16 protein-coding genes are annotated in these 17,068 nt (G+C 71.0%); 7 read left to right on the forward strand and 9 right to left on the reverse strand.

Annotation, left to right across the window (positions count from 1 at the left end; genetic code table 11):
• Positions 1–229 precede the first annotated feature (229 nt).
• Entirely contained in the window at positions 230–922 is a 693-nt protein-coding gene (locus J8N05_RS14870; RefSeq protein WP_210883164.1) for a TetR/AcrR family transcriptional regulator, read from the reverse strand.
• 113 nt (positions 923–1,035) lie between these two features.
• Here J8N05_RS14870 and J8N05_RS14875 point away from each other — a divergent pair, with 113 nt between their 5' ends.
• Entirely contained in the window at positions 1,036–1,851 is an 816-nt protein-coding gene (locus J8N05_RS14875; RefSeq protein ID WP_210883166.1) for an SDR family NAD(P)-dependent oxidoreductase, read from the forward strand.
• 56 nt (positions 1,852–1,907) lie between these two features.
• Here the strand turns inward: J8N05_RS14875 and J8N05_RS14880 are convergent, their stop codons facing one another.
• Positions 1,908–2,579 (reverse strand): enoyl-CoA hydratase-related protein, encoded by a 672-nt coding sequence (locus J8N05_RS14880; RefSeq protein WP_210883168.1) that lies wholly within the window; start codon positions 2,577–2,579, stop codon positions 1,908–1,910.
• Between the two features lie 289 nt (positions 2,580–2,868).
• On the opposite strand from J8N05_RS14880, the gene J8N05_RS14885 reads away from it, so the two are divergent.
• The gene (locus J8N05_RS14885) at positions 2,869–4,308 is read left to right on the forward strand and encodes an extracellular catalytic domain type 1 short-chain-length polyhydroxyalkanoate depolymerase (protein WP_210883171.1); all 1,440 of its coding nucleotides are present in this window, start codon (positions 2,869–2,871) and stop codon (positions 4,306–4,308) included.
• A gap of 6 nt (positions 4,309–4,314) precedes the next feature.
• Positions 4,315–5,676, forward strand: a complete 1,362-nt coding sequence (locus tag J8N05_RS14890) for an SGNH/GDSL hydrolase family protein (protein WP_210883173.1) — start codon at positions 4,315–4,317, stop codon at positions 5,674–5,676.
• A gap of 9 nt (positions 5,677–5,685) precedes the next feature.
• On the opposite strand, the gene J8N05_RS14895 is transcribed toward J8N05_RS14890, so the two are convergent.
• A complete protein-coding gene (locus J8N05_RS14895; RefSeq protein ID WP_210883174.1) occupies positions 5,686–6,231 on the reverse strand; it encodes a MarR family winged helix-turn-helix transcriptional regulator in 546 nt (181 codons plus the stop codon).
• Positions 6,232–6,332: 101 nt separating this feature from the next.
• Between J8N05_RS14895 and J8N05_RS14900 the strand changes: the two genes are divergently transcribed.
• Positions 6,333–6,866: a YceI family protein gene (locus J8N05_RS14900; RefSeq protein ID WP_210883175.1), complete on the forward strand. Its 534-nt coding sequence runs from the start codon at positions 6,333–6,335 to the stop codon at positions 6,864–6,866.
• A gap of 155 nt (positions 6,867–7,021) precedes the next feature.
• On the opposite strand, the gene J8N05_RS14905 is transcribed toward J8N05_RS14900, so the two are convergent.
• The 5 genes from J8N05_RS14905 to J8N05_RS14925 form a co-directional block, all read right to left on the reverse strand.
• Positions 7,022–7,375, reverse strand: coding sequence for a MazG-like family protein (locus J8N05_RS14905; RefSeq protein WP_210883176.1), 354 nt, complete (start codon positions 7,373–7,375; stop codon positions 7,022–7,024).
• Between the two features lie 5 nt (positions 7,376–7,380).
• A complete protein-coding gene (locus J8N05_RS14910) occupies positions 7,381–7,941 on the reverse strand; it encodes a DoxX family protein (protein WP_210883177.1) in 561 nt (186 codons plus the stop codon).
• Between the two features lie 195 nt (positions 7,942–8,136).
• Positions 8,137–8,829: an ABC transporter ATP-binding protein gene (locus J8N05_RS14915; protein WP_210883178.1), complete on the reverse strand. Its 693-nt coding sequence runs from the start codon at positions 8,827–8,829 to the stop codon at positions 8,137–8,139.
• 60 nt (positions 8,830–8,889) lie between these two features.
• The gene (locus J8N05_RS14920) at positions 8,890–10,380 is read right to left on the reverse strand and encodes an ABC transporter permease (RefSeq protein WP_210883180.1); all 1,491 of its coding nucleotides are present in this window, start codon (positions 10,378–10,380) and stop codon (positions 8,890–8,892) included.
• A 253-nt stretch (positions 10,381–10,633) separates the two neighbouring features.
• The gene (locus J8N05_RS14925) at positions 10,634–11,455 is read right to left on the reverse strand and encodes an SDR family oxidoreductase (protein WP_210883182.1); all 822 of its coding nucleotides are present in this window, start codon (positions 11,453–11,455) and stop codon (positions 10,634–10,636) included.
• Between the two features lie 145 nt (positions 11,456–11,600).
• On the opposite strand from J8N05_RS14925, the gene J8N05_RS14930 reads away from it, so the two are divergent.
• Complete coding sequence (locus tag J8N05_RS14930) at positions 11,601–13,247, forward strand: alkaline phosphatase D family protein (RefSeq protein ID WP_210883184.1); 1,647 nt, start codon at positions 11,601–11,603, stop codon at positions 13,245–13,247.
• 138 nt (positions 13,248–13,385) lie between these two features.
• On the opposite strand, the gene J8N05_RS14935 is transcribed toward J8N05_RS14930, so the two are convergent.
• On the reverse strand, positions 13,386–14,387 hold the full coding sequence (locus tag J8N05_RS14935; protein WP_210883186.1) for a Gfo/Idh/MocA family protein: 1,002 nt from the start codon (positions 14,385–14,387) through the stop codon (positions 13,386–13,388).
• Between the two features lie 123 nt (positions 14,388–14,510).
• Here J8N05_RS14935 and J8N05_RS14940 point away from each other — a divergent pair, with 123 nt between their 5' ends.
• Entirely contained in the window at positions 14,511–15,878 is a 1,368-nt protein-coding gene (locus J8N05_RS14940; protein WP_210883187.1) for a Bcr/CflA family multidrug efflux MFS transporter, read from the forward strand.
• Positions 15,806–17,008, forward strand: a complete 1,203-nt coding sequence (locus J8N05_RS14945) for a serine hydrolase domain-containing protein (RefSeq protein WP_247706284.1) — start codon at positions 15,806–15,808, stop codon at positions 17,006–17,008. The genes J8N05_RS14940 and J8N05_RS14945 overlap by 73 nt, the downstream gene beginning before the upstream one ends.
• Positions 17,009–17,068 lie beyond the last annotated feature (60 nt).

A 17,068-nucleotide genomic window follows, 5' to 3' on the forward strand; every position in this document is an offset into this window, starting at 1 on the left:
GTTTGGTCGAACAGTGTTGACCTGGACCCGTCAAGCGTCAACATTTTCGCCCATGATTACGAAACATTCGTGTCACGTGGGGTGGCGCAGGAGGGCTAATCACCTGGTGGGGATGGCCGGTTGGAGGGCTTGCCGTATCGGCCGCGTGATATTCGTTCGGAGGAGATCAAATAGGAGAGGTCGGTTCTTCGAATGTTTCGGAGCGCTTACGTAGTGAAGCGCCGCGAAATCATTCGGCGGTCGGGGGCGCCCCGGGCCCTTCCGTCCCCCAACCCGCCGCCCTCGCCGTGCCGATGAGCAGCGGCCAGAGCGCGGCGGCCATCGTCTCGGGTGTGCCGGGGCAGTCGCGGCGGAGCCAGTCGACGACCGTGCCGAGCACCGCGCCCGCCACGAACGCGGCGGCCGGATCGTGCGGGACGTCCGCCGGGTCCTCCGCCCGCTCCTTCGCCGGGTCCGCGTCGGTGGGCGCGGGCGCCGGCAGGGGGCGTACGGGAGTGCCGGTCTCCTCGGCCGGGACGCGGCGGACGTACGCCGCGACCGTCATCCGGTGCAGCAGGTGGTTGATGACACGGGCGCTGCCTTCGTCGCCCAGCAGGGCCCGGTAGAGCGGGGCGTGTGCGGCGACGTGCGCGAACAGCTCCGGCAACAGCTCGACCGTGGGGCTGCCCTCGGCGTTGAGCGGCGGAACGACCGTCGGGCTGGCCGCCACCAGCTCGTCGAAGACCGCCGTGCACGCGGCGGCGGCCAGATCGTGCACGTCGGTGTAGTGCTCGTAGAACGTCGACCGGTTGACGCTCGCGCGCTTCGTGATGTCGGAGACCGAGATCTGGCTGAGGTCGCGCTCGGCGATGAGTTCCCGCAGGGCGGTCTCCAGGGCGGCGCGGGAGCGGCGGGTGCGGGGGTCCATGGAGCGCGCGGGCATGGGTGCGAGCCTATCCTTTCCAGCACGTGTCGGATAACCGACACGTGCTGGATAGTGGGGGATCGGCTGAGCACGGGCCACGCGCCTGTGCCGACCTCCGGGGAGGACCGGCGATGAGCTCCACCACCAGCGCCACCAGCACCAGCACCGTCACCACGAGCATCACCAGCACCACTGGACTGTCGGGCAAGTCCGTCGTCGTGACCGGGGCCGGTTCCGGGATCGGCCGCGCCGCCGCTCTGAGATTCGCGGCCGAGGGCGCCCGCGTCGTCCTCGCCGACCTCGACGCCGACCGTACGAAAGCGGTCGCCGAGGAGATCTCCGGGGCCGGGGGCGCCGCCGTCGCCGTGATCGGGGACCTCGGGGATCAGCAGGTCGTCGACCAGGTCGTCGCCACCGCCGTGGACGCCTTCGGGGGCATCGACGTGCTGGTCAACAACGCGGGCGTCATGGACAGGATGTCGGCCGCCGCCGACACCGCCGACGAGGAGTGGGAGCGCGTCCTGCGGATCAATCTGACCGCGCCCTTCCTGCTCAGCCGGGCCGCGCTGCCCCACCTGCTCGCGAGCGGCGACGCGGCCATCGTGTTCACCGCCTCCGAGGCGTCACTGCGGGGCAGCGCCGCCGGTACCGCGTACACGGTCTCCAAGCACGGCGTGGTCGGCCTCACCAAGTCCCTCGCCGTCATGTACCGCGCCAAGGGGGTGCGGACGAACGCGATCGCCCCGGGCGGCACGGTGACGGGCATCCAGGTCGACGTGGACGCGGAGGCGCACGGGCCGTCCGTGCTCATGGGCCACCTGGGCGCCATGGGCCGTACGGCGACCGCGGACGAACAGGCCGCCGCCATCGTCTTCCTGGCCTCCGGCGCCGCGAGCAACATCAACGGGGTCGTCCTCCCGGTGGACAACGGCTGGTCCGCTGTCTAGGCCCTGTCGTCACATTCCCGCCTGCCGGGCGACGCCTAGGACGGGTTCAAGTCGGGTCAGCCGAGAGGGTTGTCCCTGGTGCGCAGGACGTCCAGGACGGGCGCGTACATACGGGACTTGATGGTGCCGAGGGTCGGTCCGGCCCTGCCCGCCTGCGCCGCGGCCAGTTCCACCGCCTTCGCGCGTACGGAGTCCTCGGCCACCGCGTGGTCGACGAGCCCGGCGTCGAGGGCGTCGCCGCCTCCGTAGCGGCGGGCGGTGAGCATGGCCTCGTGCGCGGTACGCGGGTGTAGCCGGGACTGGATCAGCGCGGACATGCCCGGGGTGAAGGGGATGTTGATCTCGGCCTCGGGCAGACACCAGTAGCCGCGGTCGGCCCGCATCACGCGGAAGTCGTGGGCCAGGGAGAACATCGCGCCGGCCGCGAAGGTGTGCCCCTGCAGGGCGGCCACGGTGATCACGGGCAGGGACAGCGTCCGCGCGAACAGCTCCTGGACGCCGACGACATAGTCGTCCTGCTGATCGGCGTGCGCGAACAGCCAGTCCAGGTCGAGGCCGTTGGAGTAGAACTTGCCGGTGGCGGCGGTCACCAGGGCGCGCGGCCCCTCCGCCTTCTCGACCTCGTCCAGTGCGGAGTTGACGGAGGCGAGCCAGTCGGGATGGAAACGGTTCTCGCCGTCTCCGAGGTCGAGAACGAAGACGTTGTCCTGGCGGTCGAGCGTCGGCATGGTGACTCCTCGCGGTAGCTACTTGTGAGTAACTTAATGCGTCAACCTAATGCGCGACGTACGGCTCGTGCAATGGATACGGCCGAGCGCCCCGTCGAAATCATTCGTCCCCGCTGGCCGGTTTCGGTCTCCACCCCGTCCCCGTGGGAGCGCTTCCATGGCAGGCGACAGCGCAGTCATGCGCATGCCATGCGGCTGGCCCCGTCGCGTGGCACCGCTCCACCGCGCCATGCCCGCGTTTCCCGCCCGCCTCCCGCATTCCCCCAGCCGTGATCCGGAAGGGACGGACATGTCCGCCACTGGACGCACCACCGTGCACAGCAGCGCCGTACGCACCAGCGCCGTACGCACCAGCGCCCTGCACGGCGACACCGCGCGCGGACGCCCGCGTTCGGGGCCCGCAGTGCTTTTCGCGGCACTGGTGTCCCTGCTCGCGACGACGCTCCTCGGCGCACCCGGCGCCGCCGCCCGCGAGCCGGTGGAGAAGTCACCCGTCGAGAAGGCGTCCGTCACGACGACGTCCGTCACGACGAGGGCCGCCGCCGCACCCACCGCCGCCCTCACCGAGGTCACCGGCTTCGGCAGCAACCCCAGCAACCTGCAGATGTACCTCTACGTACCGGACAGCGTCACCGCGAACCCCGCCGTGGTGGTGGCCGTCCACTACTGCACGGGCTCCGGCCCGGCGATGTACTCCGGCACCGAGTACGCCTCGCTGGCCGACCAGTACGGGTTCATCGTCGTGTACCCGTCCGTCACCCGCGCCAGCAAGTGCTTCGACGTCTCCTCGCCCCAGGCGCTGACCCGCGGCGGGGGCAGCGACCCGGTCGGCATCAAGTCGATGGTCGACTGGGTGACGCGCACCTACTCCGCCGACACCGACCGCGTCTTCGCCACCGGCATCTCCTCCGGCGCGATGATGACGAACGTCCTGCTCGGCGACTACCCGGACGTGTTCGCCGCGGGCGCCGCGTTCTCGGGCGTACCGTTCGGCTGCTTCGCCACCACGGACGGCTCCGAGTGGAACAGCGCCTGCTCCGGCGGCACCGTGCTCCACACCCCGCAGGAGTGGGGCGACCTGGTCCGTAACGCCTACCCCGGCTACACCGGCCCGAGGCCGCGTATGCAGGTGTGGCACGGCACCGAGGACGACGTGCTGCGCTACCCCAACTTCGGGGAGGAGATCGAGCAGTGGACGAACGTGCAGGGCGTCAGCCAGACCCCGGCGGCCACCGACTCGCCCCAGTCCGGCTGGACCCGTACCCGCTACGGAGCCACCGGTGACCAGGCCCCCGTCGAGGCCGTCAGCCTCCAGGGCGTCGGCCACAACCTGTACGCCTGGGGCATGGCGGCCCGTGTCCTCACCTTCTTCGGCCTGGACAGCTCGGGCCCCGGGCCCCAGCCCCAGCCGGGCGCCTGCAAGGTGACCGCCACGACCAGCGCCTGGAACACGGGGCTGACCGGCTCCGTGACGATCACCAACACCGGCACCTCCCGTATCGAGGGCTGGCAGTTGGGCTTCACCCTGCCGTCCGGGCAGGCCATCACCAATGGGTGGGGCGCCACGTACGCCCCGGCGAGCGGCGCGGTGACGGCCACGAACGCCTCGTACAACGGCACGATCGCGGCGAACGCGAGCGTCAGCATCGGCTATCAGGCGAGTCATACGGGGAACAGTTCGGCGCCGGCCGCCTTCACTCTCAACGGCACTGTGTGCAGCGGTAGTTGAGGGGATATGGGACCGGTTCGGCTCGTGCCGCCGTCGAGAGCGCACTCCTTCGTCCGTCTCGTCACCGTCTTCGTCCTCGTGCTGGCCCTCGCCGTGAGCGCGTCCGCCGTGGTGGCCCTGGTCGAGGGGGCGCGGAGTGCGGACCGTGGCGTCGCCGGGGCGGGGGCCCGGCACTGGGTCAACACCTGGACCGCGATGCCGCAGCTCACCGAGCCGGGCAACATGCCGCCCCCGCCGTTCACCGAGGAGCGGGCCGTCCTGGTCGACACGACCCTGCGGCAGACCGTGCGGGTCTCGACCGGCGGCGGGCGCCTCCGGCTGCGGTTCTCCAACGCGTTCGGTGGCACCGCGCTGCCCCTCACCGCCGTGAGCGTGGCCCTTCCGCTCGGCGGGCGGGCCGGGGTCAGCGCCGTCGAACCCGGCTCGCCGCGGCGCGTGACCTTCGCCGGACGCGCGTCGGCGACCGTGCCCGTCGGGGCCCAAGTCGTCTCCGACCCGCTGGACTTCGCGCTGGAACCGGGCTCCGTGCTGACCGTGACCGCCTACCTCGCCGAGGGGCAGCCGTCGACCGCGCTCACCTCGCACCCCGGGTCGCGGACCACCTCGTACCTCCAGAAAGCAGGTCACGCCGACCGCACCCGGGATCTCGACCTCCCGGGGGCGACCGCCGTCGACCACTGGTACCTCCTCAGTGACGTTGAGGTGCTTTCCGGCCCCGGTACGGCGGCGGTCGCCGTCCTCGGCGACTCGCTGACCGACGGGCGCGGCTCCACCACCAACGGCAACGACCGCTGGACCGACCGTCTGCTGGACCGGCTCCGCGCGCACCCTCCGACCGGCGGGGTCGCGGTGCTCAACCAGGCCGCCGGCGGCAACCGCGTCCTCGCCGACGGCCTCGGCCCCAACGTCCTCGCCCGTCTCGACCGGGACGTCCTGTCCCGCAGCGGAGTCTCCTGGCTGATCGTCTTCGAGGGGGTCAACGACCTCGGAACCGCCGCCGCCACACCCACCGCCCAGCGCAGCGTCACGACCGAACTGATCGCCGCGTACGAGCAGATCGTCGTCCGGGCGCACGCACAGGGCATCCGCGTGTACGGGGCCACGCTGACGCCGTTCGGCGGCAACACGATGTACGACGACCCCGACGGGCACCGTGAGGCGTCCCGGCAGGAGGTCAACTCCTGGATCCGTACGAGTGGACGGTTCGACGCGGTCGTCGACTTCGACCGGGCCGTCCGTGACCCGGAGGATCCGCGGCGCCTGCGGGCCGCGCTGCACGACGGGGACGGGCTGCATCTCAATCCTGAGGGGTACCGGACGCTGGCCGACGCGGTGCCGCTCCGGTTGTTCCGGACGCGAACCGGCTGACCGGCCGGGTCAGGCGGGCTTCTCCGCGGGGTCGGCGGGCAGGGGCAGGGGCGTCGGCGGGGGCAGGAGGTCGTGGAGCTGTGTGTACCGCTGGGCGCAGGCCGTCCGTGCGATGGCCTGCGAGACGGCGTCGGCCAGCGGGCCCGTCGACTCGCTCAGCAGGCGGCGGGCCTTGTCCGTGAGCGCCACCTCGATACCGCGCCGGTCGCCGCACGCGGAGTTCTTGGTGATCAGCCCCGCGTGCTGCAGACAGGCGACCTGGTACGTCAGCCGGGTCTTCGGGCGGCCCAGCAGTTCCGCGATGCGGGTCATCCGCAGGCTGGAGCCCGGCTGGTCGGCCAGCAGGCACAGCACCAGGAACTCGTCGTGCGAGACGCCCATGGCGTCCTTCACGCGCGAACGCAGCTGCTGCTCGATCGCGCCGGCCGCCGCCAGCAGGCGCATCCAGGAACGGAGTTCGGCGGGCAGCAGGCCGTTCTCCGTTGCGCCCTCGTCGATCTCGTCGTCCGGCGGGACGGATGCGGGCTGGTCGGCGGGGGTGGAGGAGGCGGCCATGGTGTCGCAGTCTACCGGTTGTCCATTTTTGGATGACCGGCTAGCGTGGGGTCATCCAAATTTGGACAACCGATGACAACCGATCAACCAGGAGAAGACCCATGACCGTCGCTGTGGAAACCGGCCTGTGGCAGCTCGACGCCGTTCGCTCAGCCGTCGCCATCAAGCACAAGACGATGTGGGGGCTGGTCACGGTGAAGGGCGCCTTCGGCGGAGTCTCCGGTGAGGGCGAGGTCGAGGCTGGCGGCAGCGCGCACGGCGCGATCACGGTGGAGGCCGGGTCGCTCGACACGAAGAACGCGAAGCGTGACGCGCATCTGCGGGGTGCGGACTTCTTCGATGCCGAGCGGCATCCGACGCTCGTCTTCGCCGTTCGTGACGCGGTGGTCCGGCCGGACGACAGTGTCGGGATCGAGGGGGAGCTGACCGTTCGGGGGGTCAGTCGGCCGCAGTCCGTCACTGCGACGGTCACCGAGTCGAGCGGCGACGTGGTGACGCTTGCCGCTGAGTTCACCGTGGATCGGGAGCAGTTCAATCTGGGGTGGAATCAGATGGGGATGATTCGGGGGCTTACCACTGTGACTGCGACGCTCCGGTTTACGCGGCGCGGGTCCGCCTCCGGCGAGGGGGTGTAGTTCGGCTGCGGGTGGGTGGGGGCTTGTCGCGCAGTTCCCCGCGCCCCTAAAGGCAAAGGACTGCGCCGTTCCCCGCGCCCCTAAAGGCAAAAGACAAAAGATTGCGCCGTTCCCCGCGCCCCTAAGGGCAAAGGACTGCGCCGTTCCCCGCGCCCCTAAAGGGGCTTCCCAGGGGTGGCCGTGTCGGATTCCTGGGAGCGGGCTGTTACGCGTGCCAAGTGGGTGGTGAAGATCTGCTGGGCGTCCGGCGAGAGTGTTCGTAGTGCTACTGCCGCTGTGATGATCACGTCGCAGAGTTCCGCGCGCACGTCGTCCCACGTGTGCGACACGCCCTTGCGGGGGTTCTGGCCGGTGGCGCCGATGACCGCCTCGGCGACCTCGCCCACCTCCTCCGAGAGCTTCAGCATCCGCAGGAGGAGGGTCTCCTGGGGCGGGCGGTCCGGCTGGGTGCGGGCCAGCCAGTCCTGGAGGTGCTCGATGGACTGCCAGAGATCACCGTCGTCGCTCATGACGGTCAGACTGCCACGCCCTCCTCGTCGAACAACTCGCCCTGCCCGTCGTCCTCCTGGCCTCGCAGCCGCGCGTACCGCGCTCCGATCACCGCCACGGCCGCCGCGGTCGTCACCGCGAGCGCGACCGGCACCATCCAGTTCCGGTCGACCGTGTGGCCCAGGGCGTGGTCCAGGGAGATCCGGCCGGGGCCCGCGACGGCCAGGCCCGCCGCCGTGAGGCCCAGGGAGGCCGCGTGCTCGTAGCCGCCGCTCTGCGCGAAGAAGCCGTTGGGCGCGTGCAGGGCGGCGGCTCCCGCCATCGCCCCGGCTGCGGCCGCTCCGGCCGCCGGGGTGGCGAGGCCCAGCGCGAGCAGCGTGCCGCCGCCCGTCTCCGCCAGGCCCGCCGCGGCGGCGCTGGCCCGGCCGGGCGCGTACCCCACGGACTCCATGAACTCGCCGGTCCCGGAGAGGCCGCCCCCGCCGAACCAGCCGAAGAGCTTCTGCGCCCCGTGCGCCGCCAGCACTCCGCCCGTACCGAGGCGGAGCAGCAGCAGTCCCAGATCGCGTCGGTCGAAACAGGTCACGGTTCCCGTCACTCCTCGCAGGTCACAGCATGGATGCGTCTGCTCACCGTCGCACCGGACCGCCGTCCTGGCCCTGGCCCGCGCCGCCGTTCGAGTGACCGGTGCGACCGGCCGCGACCGCCTCGACCGCGAGAGGCCGCCCACCGGCGAGGGTGAGCGGCCTCCCGCAACGCCGTACGGGGGCGGGCGGACCGGTCAGAGCGCGGGCTGCGGCTGCTGTTCGGTCAGCGCGATCCGGCCCTTCCTGATCGTCGCGAGCCGGGGTGCGCGCCGGGCGATCGACGAGTCGTGCGTGACCATGATGAACGTCAGCCCGTGCTCCCTCCACAGCCCTTCCAGCAGGGCCATGATGTCGTCGCGGGTGCCCTCGTCGAGGTTGCCCGTGGGTTCGTCGGCGAGCAGCACCTTCGGGTTCTTCACCAGCGCGCGGGCGATCGCGACGCGCTGCTGCTGACCGCCGGACAGCTCGCTCGGCGCATGGGTGAGGCGGTCACCGAGACCGACCGAACCCAGCGCCTCGGCGGCCTTCGCGCGCCGCTCCGACGGCTTGACCCCGAGCGGTACGAGCGCGGTCTCGACGTTCTCCTGCGCGGTGAGCGTGGGAATGAGGTTGAACGACTGGAAGATGATGCCGATCTTTTCGGCGCGCACCCGGGTCAGCCGGGCCTCGCTGATGGACGCGAGGTCCACGCCGTCCAGTTCGACGCTGCCGGAGGACGGGCGGTCCAGGCCGCCGATCATCTGCAGCAGGGTCGACTTGCCGCCGCCGGTGGGGCCCTGGATGACGAGCTGGTCGCCGTCCTCGATGGTGAGGTCGACGCCGCGCAGCGCCTCCACGGTCTCCTTGCCTCTCGTGTAGTTCTTGGTGACGCCGGTGAGCTTGTACATACGTCTTCTCCGTAACGAACGTGACGTGACGTGCCGTGCCGTGGTGTTGGGGGGCGGGGGTTACGACACGCTGCGCAGCGCGTCGGCCGGGCGCATCCGGGAGGCGCGCCAGCCGCCCATCGCGCCGGCGATCAGACCGCCCGCGACCGCGAGGCCCACGGCGAGCGCGATGGTGGTGACGGAGACCGGGGCGGACAGCGCGATGTCGAGGGTGCTCGACGCGCTCTGCCCGCCGGGGCCGCCACCGCCGCCCGGACCGCCGCCACCGGGGCCGCCGCCCTGGCCGCCGCCCGTGGCACCGAGTTCGGCGGTGAGGGTGGGGCTGATGGCCGTGACCGCGTACGCCGCCGCCAGACCGAGGGCGATACCGAGCGCTCCGCCGAGCAGGCCGTTGACGACCGACTCGCCGACGACCTGCCGGGTGACCTTGCGGCTCGGCCAGCCGAGCGCCTTCAGCGTGCCGAACTCCCGCACGCGGCGGCTGACCGCCGAGGAGGTGAGCAGCGCGGCGACGAGGAACGCGGCCACCAGCACCGCGATGGAGAGCCACTTGCCCACGCTGGTCGCGAGGTCGGAGGCGGTCGACAGCGAGCCGGAGACGGTGTCGGCGAGATCGGCCGAGGTCGTGACCGTCGTACCGTCGATGTTCTTCTGGATGGCCGCCTTGACCGCGTCGATGCGCTGGGAGTCGGACGCCTTCACATAGATCGTGGAGATCTTGTTCTTGGAGTCACCGAGTGTCTGGGCCTGCTTGAGCGGCAGGTAGACGTCGGTCGTCGACTCGCTGCTGTCCGGGGTCGCGATCCCGATGACCTTGTACTTGGTGCCGGAGATCTTGATGCTCTCGCCGACCGTGTACTTGTTCTCCTTGGCGTAGGACTTGCTGAGTACGGCGACCTTCGCGTTCGTCTGCGAGGCCGTGAACGACGTGCCCTTGCTGATCTTCGTGGTGGCGAGCGGGCCCAGATCCTGGTTCGTGACGTCGACACCGGAGACCGAGTACGAGTTCACGTCGAAGGAGGCGCCGCCGCCCTGCACCTGGGGCTGGCCGGTCGAACCGCCGCCGCCCGCGCCGCCGGGGCCGCCGCCCTGGCCCTGGGAGCCCTGCGAGGAGGTGTCGGTCTTCGCCTTGCCCTGGGTGAAACTGCCGTCGACCTTGGTGACGTTCAGGGTCAGCGCGCCCACCGCGCTCGCCACGTTCTTCTGCGCGGCGACCCTTTCGATGAGGGAGGACTTGAGCGTCTGACCGCCCTGAGTCGTCACGCGGTCCGAACTCTGTTCCTCGTCCTCGTCCGAGCCGGCGTCGAATTCGAAATTCGGCCTGCCCGTCTGCTTGCCGCCGGAGGAAGGGGCCTCCCTGGCCTTGGTCACCGTCATGTCGGTGCCGAGTCCGTACAGCGACTGAAGGACCTTGTCCTGTGCCTGTGACATGCCGGCCGACACCGAGTTGACGGTGATGACCAGCGCGATTCCGAGCGCCAGACCCATGGCGATGACCAGAGCCGACTTCTTGCGCCGGCTCAGCTCACGCTTGAGATAGATGCCAAACATCCCTGTCCCTAAGGTTCTTGGCGCCCGCTGTGGGCGCTGCCACAAGCTATGGACGAACCTTTGAGACACCCTGAGTAGGGAATGTGTAAGACCTGAGAATGCGCCCCAGGGAGTCAGAATCCCGTAAGACAGCTGATTCCGAGCCGATTGAGGGCCACTTCTCAGCTTCGCCCCCTACGGGCGCCCCTGAGGGCGCCCCAAAGGGGCGCGGGGAACTGCGCGCCCAGCCCCCACGGACCCGCACGGGCAGTCGCTACCCCCGCCCCACATAAGGCATGCCGCTCGCGAGAACCGTCGCGAACTGCACGTTAGCCTCCAGCGGCAACTCCGCCATATGGCGAACCGTCCGCGCCACATCCTCCACATCCATCACCGGCTCCGCGGCCACCTCCCCGTTCGCCTGCAGCGCCCCGGTCGTCATCCGCGAGGTCATGTCCGTCGCCGCGTTCCCGATGTCGATCTGCCCGCAGACGATCCGGTACGGCCGCCCGTCCAGCGACAGCGACTTCGTGAGGCCGGTCAGCGCGTGCTTCGTGGCCGTGTACGCCGCCGACCGCGGCCGGGGCGTGTGCGCCGAGATCGAGCCATTGTTGATGATCCGCCCGCCCTGCGGATCCTGCTCCTTCATCTGCCGGTAGGCCGCCTGCGCGCACAGGAACGCCCCGTCGAGATTCGTACCGACCACATGCCGCCAGGCGTCGTACGGCAGTTCCTCGAACGGCACGCCGCCGGGTCCGAACGTGCCGGCGTTGTTGAAGAGCAGGTCCAAGCGGCCGAAGCGGTTCCGCGTGGCGTCGAAGAGCGCGGCCACCTCCTCGGGCCGTGAGACGTCGGTGCGTACGCACAACGACGTGCTCTCTTTCCCGGCCGGCTGCCCGGCCGGCTCCCCGGCGGCCCCGGGCGGCGCGTCCGCGAGGGCCGCCCGCGCGAGCGCCGCCGTCTCCTCCAGCCGTTCCGCACGGCGGCCGGCGAGCGTCACCGACCAGCCGGTGCGCAGCAGTTCGACGGCCACGGCACGGCCGATTCCCGAGCCTGCGCCTGTCACGATCGCGATCTTCGTCCGATGGGCGTTCATGGCCCCGCAGCGTACGGGAGGCCGTGGTCGACGGTCCGCCATATGGAACTCATCCGTCCGACATCTGACTGTTGTGTACGTGACAGTCCGCCGTTGACTCTGACCACTCCAATTCCTCGTACAACAACCGTCAGGGGAGGGCCAGATGACATCCACCGGCCACCAGCAACCGTCGCAGCACGCCCCCGAACTCCGCGCCGCCGCCCGTCACCTCGGGCGCCGCCGGCTCTTCACCGTCACCGGCGCGGCCGCCGTCCTGGCGTTCGCCACCAACCTGCCGACCGCGGGGGTGGCGGGCGCCGCAGAGTTCGACGCGGCGAAGATCACCGACAACCCCTTCACCCTCGGTGTCGCCTCGGGCGACCCGCAGGCCGCCTCCGTGCTGCTGTGGACCCGCCTCGCCCCCACCCCGTACCAGGCGGACTCCGGACTGCCCCCGGAACGCGTCACCGTGCACTGGGAGCTGGCCCGCGACGAACGGTTCCGCCACGTCGTCAGACGCGGGGCGACCTTCGCCCACCCCGAGTTCCACCACTCCGTGCACGTCGAGGTCGGCCACCTCGACTCCGACCGGGTCTTCTACTACCGCTTCAGGACGGGCAGCTGGATCAGCGAGACCGGCCGGACCCGCACCGCGCCCTCGTCCCGCGCGCGCGTCGACGAGCTGCGGCTGGCCGCGGTCTCCTGCCAGGCGTACCACGACGGGTACTTCACCGCGTACGGCCATCTCGCCGAGGACGACGTCGACGTGGTCTTCCACGTCGGCGACTACCTCTACGAGTACGCGGTCGACTCCGTGGGCGGCGCCCGCAACTACACCGACCGCGTACTGCCCGACCTCTTCAACCACGAGACGATCACCCTGGAGGACTACCGCCTGCGGTACTCCCTCTACAAGACCGACCCCGATCTGCGGGCCGTGCACGCCGCCCACCCCTTCGTGGTCACCTGGGACGACCACGAGGTCGAGAACAACTACGCGGACGACATCCCCGAGAACTCCGTACCGCCGGAGGAGTTCCTGCTGCGCCGCGCCGCCGGATACCGCGCCTACTGGGAGAACCTGCCGCTGCGCCGCCCGCAGCGGCCCGAGGGCCCCGACATGCAGATGTACCGGCGGCTGAACTGGGGCCGGCTCGCGCAGTTCGACATCCTCGACACCCGTCAGTACCGCTCCGACCAGGCGTACGGGGACGGGGCGGACGTTCCCGGCCCCGAGTCGGACGATCCGGCGCGCACGATCACCGGGGCGGCGCAGGAGCGGTGGCTGCTGGACGGGTGGCAGGCCTCGCAGGCGCTGTGGAACGTCGTTCCGCAGCAGGTCATCTTCTCCCAGCGGAACTTCGACCTGACCGCGCCGTCCCGGGTGTCCATGGACGCGTGGGACGGCTACCGGGCCTCGCGGGGGCGGGTGCTGGCGGGGGCGAAGTCCGCCGGTGTCGACAACCTGATGGTGCTCACCGGGGACGTCCATGTCGGGTACGCCTTCGACATCAAGGACGACTTCGACGACCCCTCGTCCCGGACGCTCGGTACGGAGATCGTGACCACGTCGATCACCAGTGGGCGGGACGGGGTGGAGAAGCCCGCCAACTGGGAGACGTACATGGCGGCGAATCCGCATCTGAAGTTCTACAACGGGCGGCGGGGTTATACGACCGTGCGGTTGGGGCGGGAATCCGCTCGGGCCGACTTCAAGACCGTGCCGGCGGTCACTGTGCCGGGGGCTGCGATCAGTACGGCCGCGTCGTTCGTCACGGAGGTCGGTGACCAGGGGCTGAAGCCGGTGTAGCTCCGCTGGGGTGGGGCGGGGGACTGGCGGTCGTTCGTCGGCTGCGGGCCGGATGTGGCTGGTCGCGCAGTTCCCCGCGCCCCTTAAGGGCGAAAAGATTGCGCAGTTCCCCGCGCCCCTGATCGGGCCCGGCCCCTCCTAGAGGGATTCGCCGGGGTAGGTGACTCCTACCTCCGCCCTTACCGCGTCCAGGGTGCGCATGACCGCCAGGGTGCCGTCGAGGGGGACCAGGGGGGACTCCTTCTCGTCGGCTCGGAGGGCGCGCATGACCTCCGTCGCCTCGTGCTTGAGGCTGGCGCGGGTGCCGTCCGCCGCGTTCGCCGTGTACTCCTGCGGGTCGCGGCCGTCGCGGTGCAGGACGAAGCGGTCCGAGTGGAAGAAGCCGTGCGGGATGTCGATACGGCCCTCGGAGCCGGTGACCGACGCGGCCGTCGACGTGCCGCCGACCAGGGAGCAGTGCAGCGTGGCGAGCGCGCCGCTGTCGTACGAGAGGAGCATGCCCGTCTGGAGATCGACGTGTTCCTCCGAGAGCACCGCCTTCGCCGTCACACCGGAGGGCTCACCGAGCAGCAGATGCGCGAACGACACCGGATAGACGCCCAGGTCGAGCAGCGCGCCGCCGCCCTGCGCGGGATCGCGCAGCCGGTGGGTGGGAGGGAACGGGCCCGAGAGGCCGAAGTCGGCCTGCACCGTGCGGACCTCACCGATCGCCCCGTCGTCCACCAGCGCCTTGAGCTGGCGGATCAGCGGGTTGCAGTACATCCACATGGCCTCCATCAGGAAGCTGTCGTGCTGCTTCGCCAGACCGACCAGTTCCTCGGCCTCGCGCGCGTTCAGCGTGAACGCCTTCTCGCACAGCACGTTGCGTCCCGCCTCCAGACAGAGCCCGGCCGCCGCCCGGTGCGCCGAGTGCGGAGTCGCCACGTACACGACGTCGACGTCCTCGTCCGCCGCGAGGGACTCCCAGTCGCCGTACGCCCGCGCGATCCCGAACCGCTCCGCGAACCCCTTCGCCGACTCCTCGGTGCGCGACGCCACCGCCACCACCTCGGCATCGGGCAGATCGATCAGATCCGCGGTGAACGCCGCAGCGATCCCACCGGTCGCCAGCACACCCCAGCGCACGCGTTCCTCAGTCATGCCCGACCCCTCGCTCCGTGCCGTCGACGCCCGCGGCGCCCTCGACCGCTTCGACCATCTGTACGAGACCACCCGTACGAGCTGAGAGCATAGGTGGCGGATCACACGGAGAGGGAGGGGCGCATGCCCGAGCGCGGCCGTACGACGAGGGACCCGGACGTCCCTCGGACCCGCATACCCGGCGCGGCGGTGACCGAGGAGAGCGTGATCGCCGCCTCGGCGCCACCGGTACCGCCACCGGTCGCCCGCCGTTCCGTGGGGCTCCTGGTCACGCTCATCCTCGGCGGGCTCACGGCCGTACCGCCGCTGTCCATGGACATGTACCTCCCGGCCCTCCCGGACGTCACCGACGCGCTGCACGCCTCCGCCGCCACCGTGCAGCTGACGCTCACCGCGTGCCTCGCGGGGATGGCGCTCGGACAGCTGGTCGTCGGGCCGATGAGCGACAAGTGGGGCCGCAGACGGCCGCTGATCACCGGGCTCGTCGTCTACATCCTCGCCACCGCCGTCTGCGCGATCGCCCCCACCATCGAACTCCTCATCGCCTTCCGGCTGCTCCAGGGCCTCGCGGGCGCCGCCGGGATCGTGATCGCGCGGGCCGTCGTACGCGACCTGTACGACGGCGTGGACATGGCGCGGTTCTTCTCCACGCTCATGCTGATCTCCGGCGTCGCGCCGATCATCGCGCCGCTCATCGGCGGCCAGGTGCTGCGGATCACCGACTGGCGGGGCGTCTTCTACATCCTGACCGTCATCGGGATCGGGCTCACCGTCGTCGTCTGGCGGCTGCTGCCCGAGACGCTGCCGCCCGCCGAGCGCCATGACGGCGGCACCGTCGAGGCGCTGCGCACCATGCGCGGACTGCTCGCCGACCGCGTCTTCACCGGCTACATGCTCACCGGCGGCTTCGCGTTCGCGGCACTCTTCGCGTACATCTCCGCCTCGCCGTTCGTGGTCCAGGAGATCTACGGCGCCTCCCCGCAGACGTACAGCATCCTCTTCGGCGTCAACTCCGTCGGTCTGGTGATCGTCGGCCAGATCAACGGCAAGATCCTCGTCGGCCGGGTCAGCCTCGACAAGGTGCTCGCCGTCGGCCTCGCGATCATCACCGTCGCGTCGGCCGCGCTGCTCCTGATGTCCGTCGGGGCGTTCGGCGAGGTGGGCCTCGTCCCGATCGCCGTCGGCCTCTTCGTGCTCATGTCGGCGATGAGCCTGTGCATGCCCAACACCAACGCGCTCGCCCTCATGCGCACCCGGCACTCCGCGGGCTCCGCGTCCGCGCTGCTCGGCACGTCCTCGTTCCTCGTCGGCGCGGTCGCCACCCCCCTGGTGGGCGTCGCCGGCGAGCACACGGCCGTTCCGATGGCCGTCGTCCAGCTCGCGTGTTCACTGGTCGCCGTCGGCTGCTTCATGGCACTGTGCCGACCCTGGCGGAAACAACCGGACGCCATGGCGGGCAAGCGGGCGGGATCGAAGGGAGCGGGGAACTGAGCGCACCGAGACTGCGCCCCGGCACGGCGGAACGTGCCGGGCTCGACCCCGGGGAACTCGACACTCTGGTACGGGAGTTCCGCGCGATCACCGCCGGGGACCGGCCCTGGGCCGCGGGCGCCGTACTGGTCGCCGGACGCGGGCCCGTGATCGCCGTCGAGGAGGCGGCGGGCTGGGCGGTGCGTTACCTCGCGTACGACGAGGACACGGACGCCGGTGTGGAACTGCCGCGCGGCGAACGCGTGCCGATGACCGTCCGCACGCCCTTCGACCTGGCCTCCCTCACGAAGCTCTTCACCAGCGTCGCGGCCGTCCAGCAACTGGAGCGCGGCACGCTGGGCATCGACGCGCGCGTGGGGGCGTACCTGCCGGGCTTCGCCGCCGCCGCCGAGTACGGCATCACCGTGCGGCACCTGCTCACCCACACCTCCGGGCTGCGGCCCGAACTCCCGCTCTACGACTGCCGGGACGACCGGGCACGGTTCGCCCTGCTCCGCGCGGAGAAGCCGGTGACGGCACCCGGCGTCGCGTACGGCTACTCGGACCTCAACATGCTGCTGCTCCAGCAGGTCCTCGAACGGATCACCCGGCGCCCGCTCGACGCCCTCGTCCGGGACGGGATCACCCGGCCCCTCGGCATGACCGACACCGCCTTCGGCCCCTGCCCCGGCGCCGCCGCCACCGAGGACCAGCGGCGGCCCTGGGCCAAGGCCGACCGGGGCATGCTGCGGGGCACCGTCCACGACGAGAACGCGTGGGCGCTCGGCGGGGTCGCGGGGCACGCCGGCCTCTTCTCGACCGCCGCCGACCTCGCCGTCCTGTGCCGCACCCTCCTCGCGGGCGGCTCCTACGGCACCGCCCGCATCCTCGGCCCCGACTACGTCGAACTGCTCCTGTCCCCGCCCGGCCTCGGCTTCGCCCTCGACCAGCCGTCGTTCATGGGCGCCCTCGCCGGCCACGGAGCCGCGGGCCACACGGGCTTCACGGGTACGTCGCTGGTGATGGACCCCTCGACGGACACGTTCCTGGTGCTCCTGGCGAACACGGTCCATCCGCGCCGCCGGCCCGCGGACCACGGACCGCGCGCGGCGGCGGCCACCCGGCTGGCCAGGGCGGTGCGGGGAGCCTGAGCGCGTCACGGCCGGGGAGCGGCCTGGGCGTGGCCGGGGTGCGTCGCGCGGTGCTCGTAG

Source organism: Streptomyces liliiviolaceus, assembly GCF_018070025.1.
Classification (GTDB): domain Bacteria; phylum Actinomycetota; class Actinomycetes; order Streptomycetales; family Streptomycetaceae; genus Streptomyces; species Streptomyces liliiviolaceus.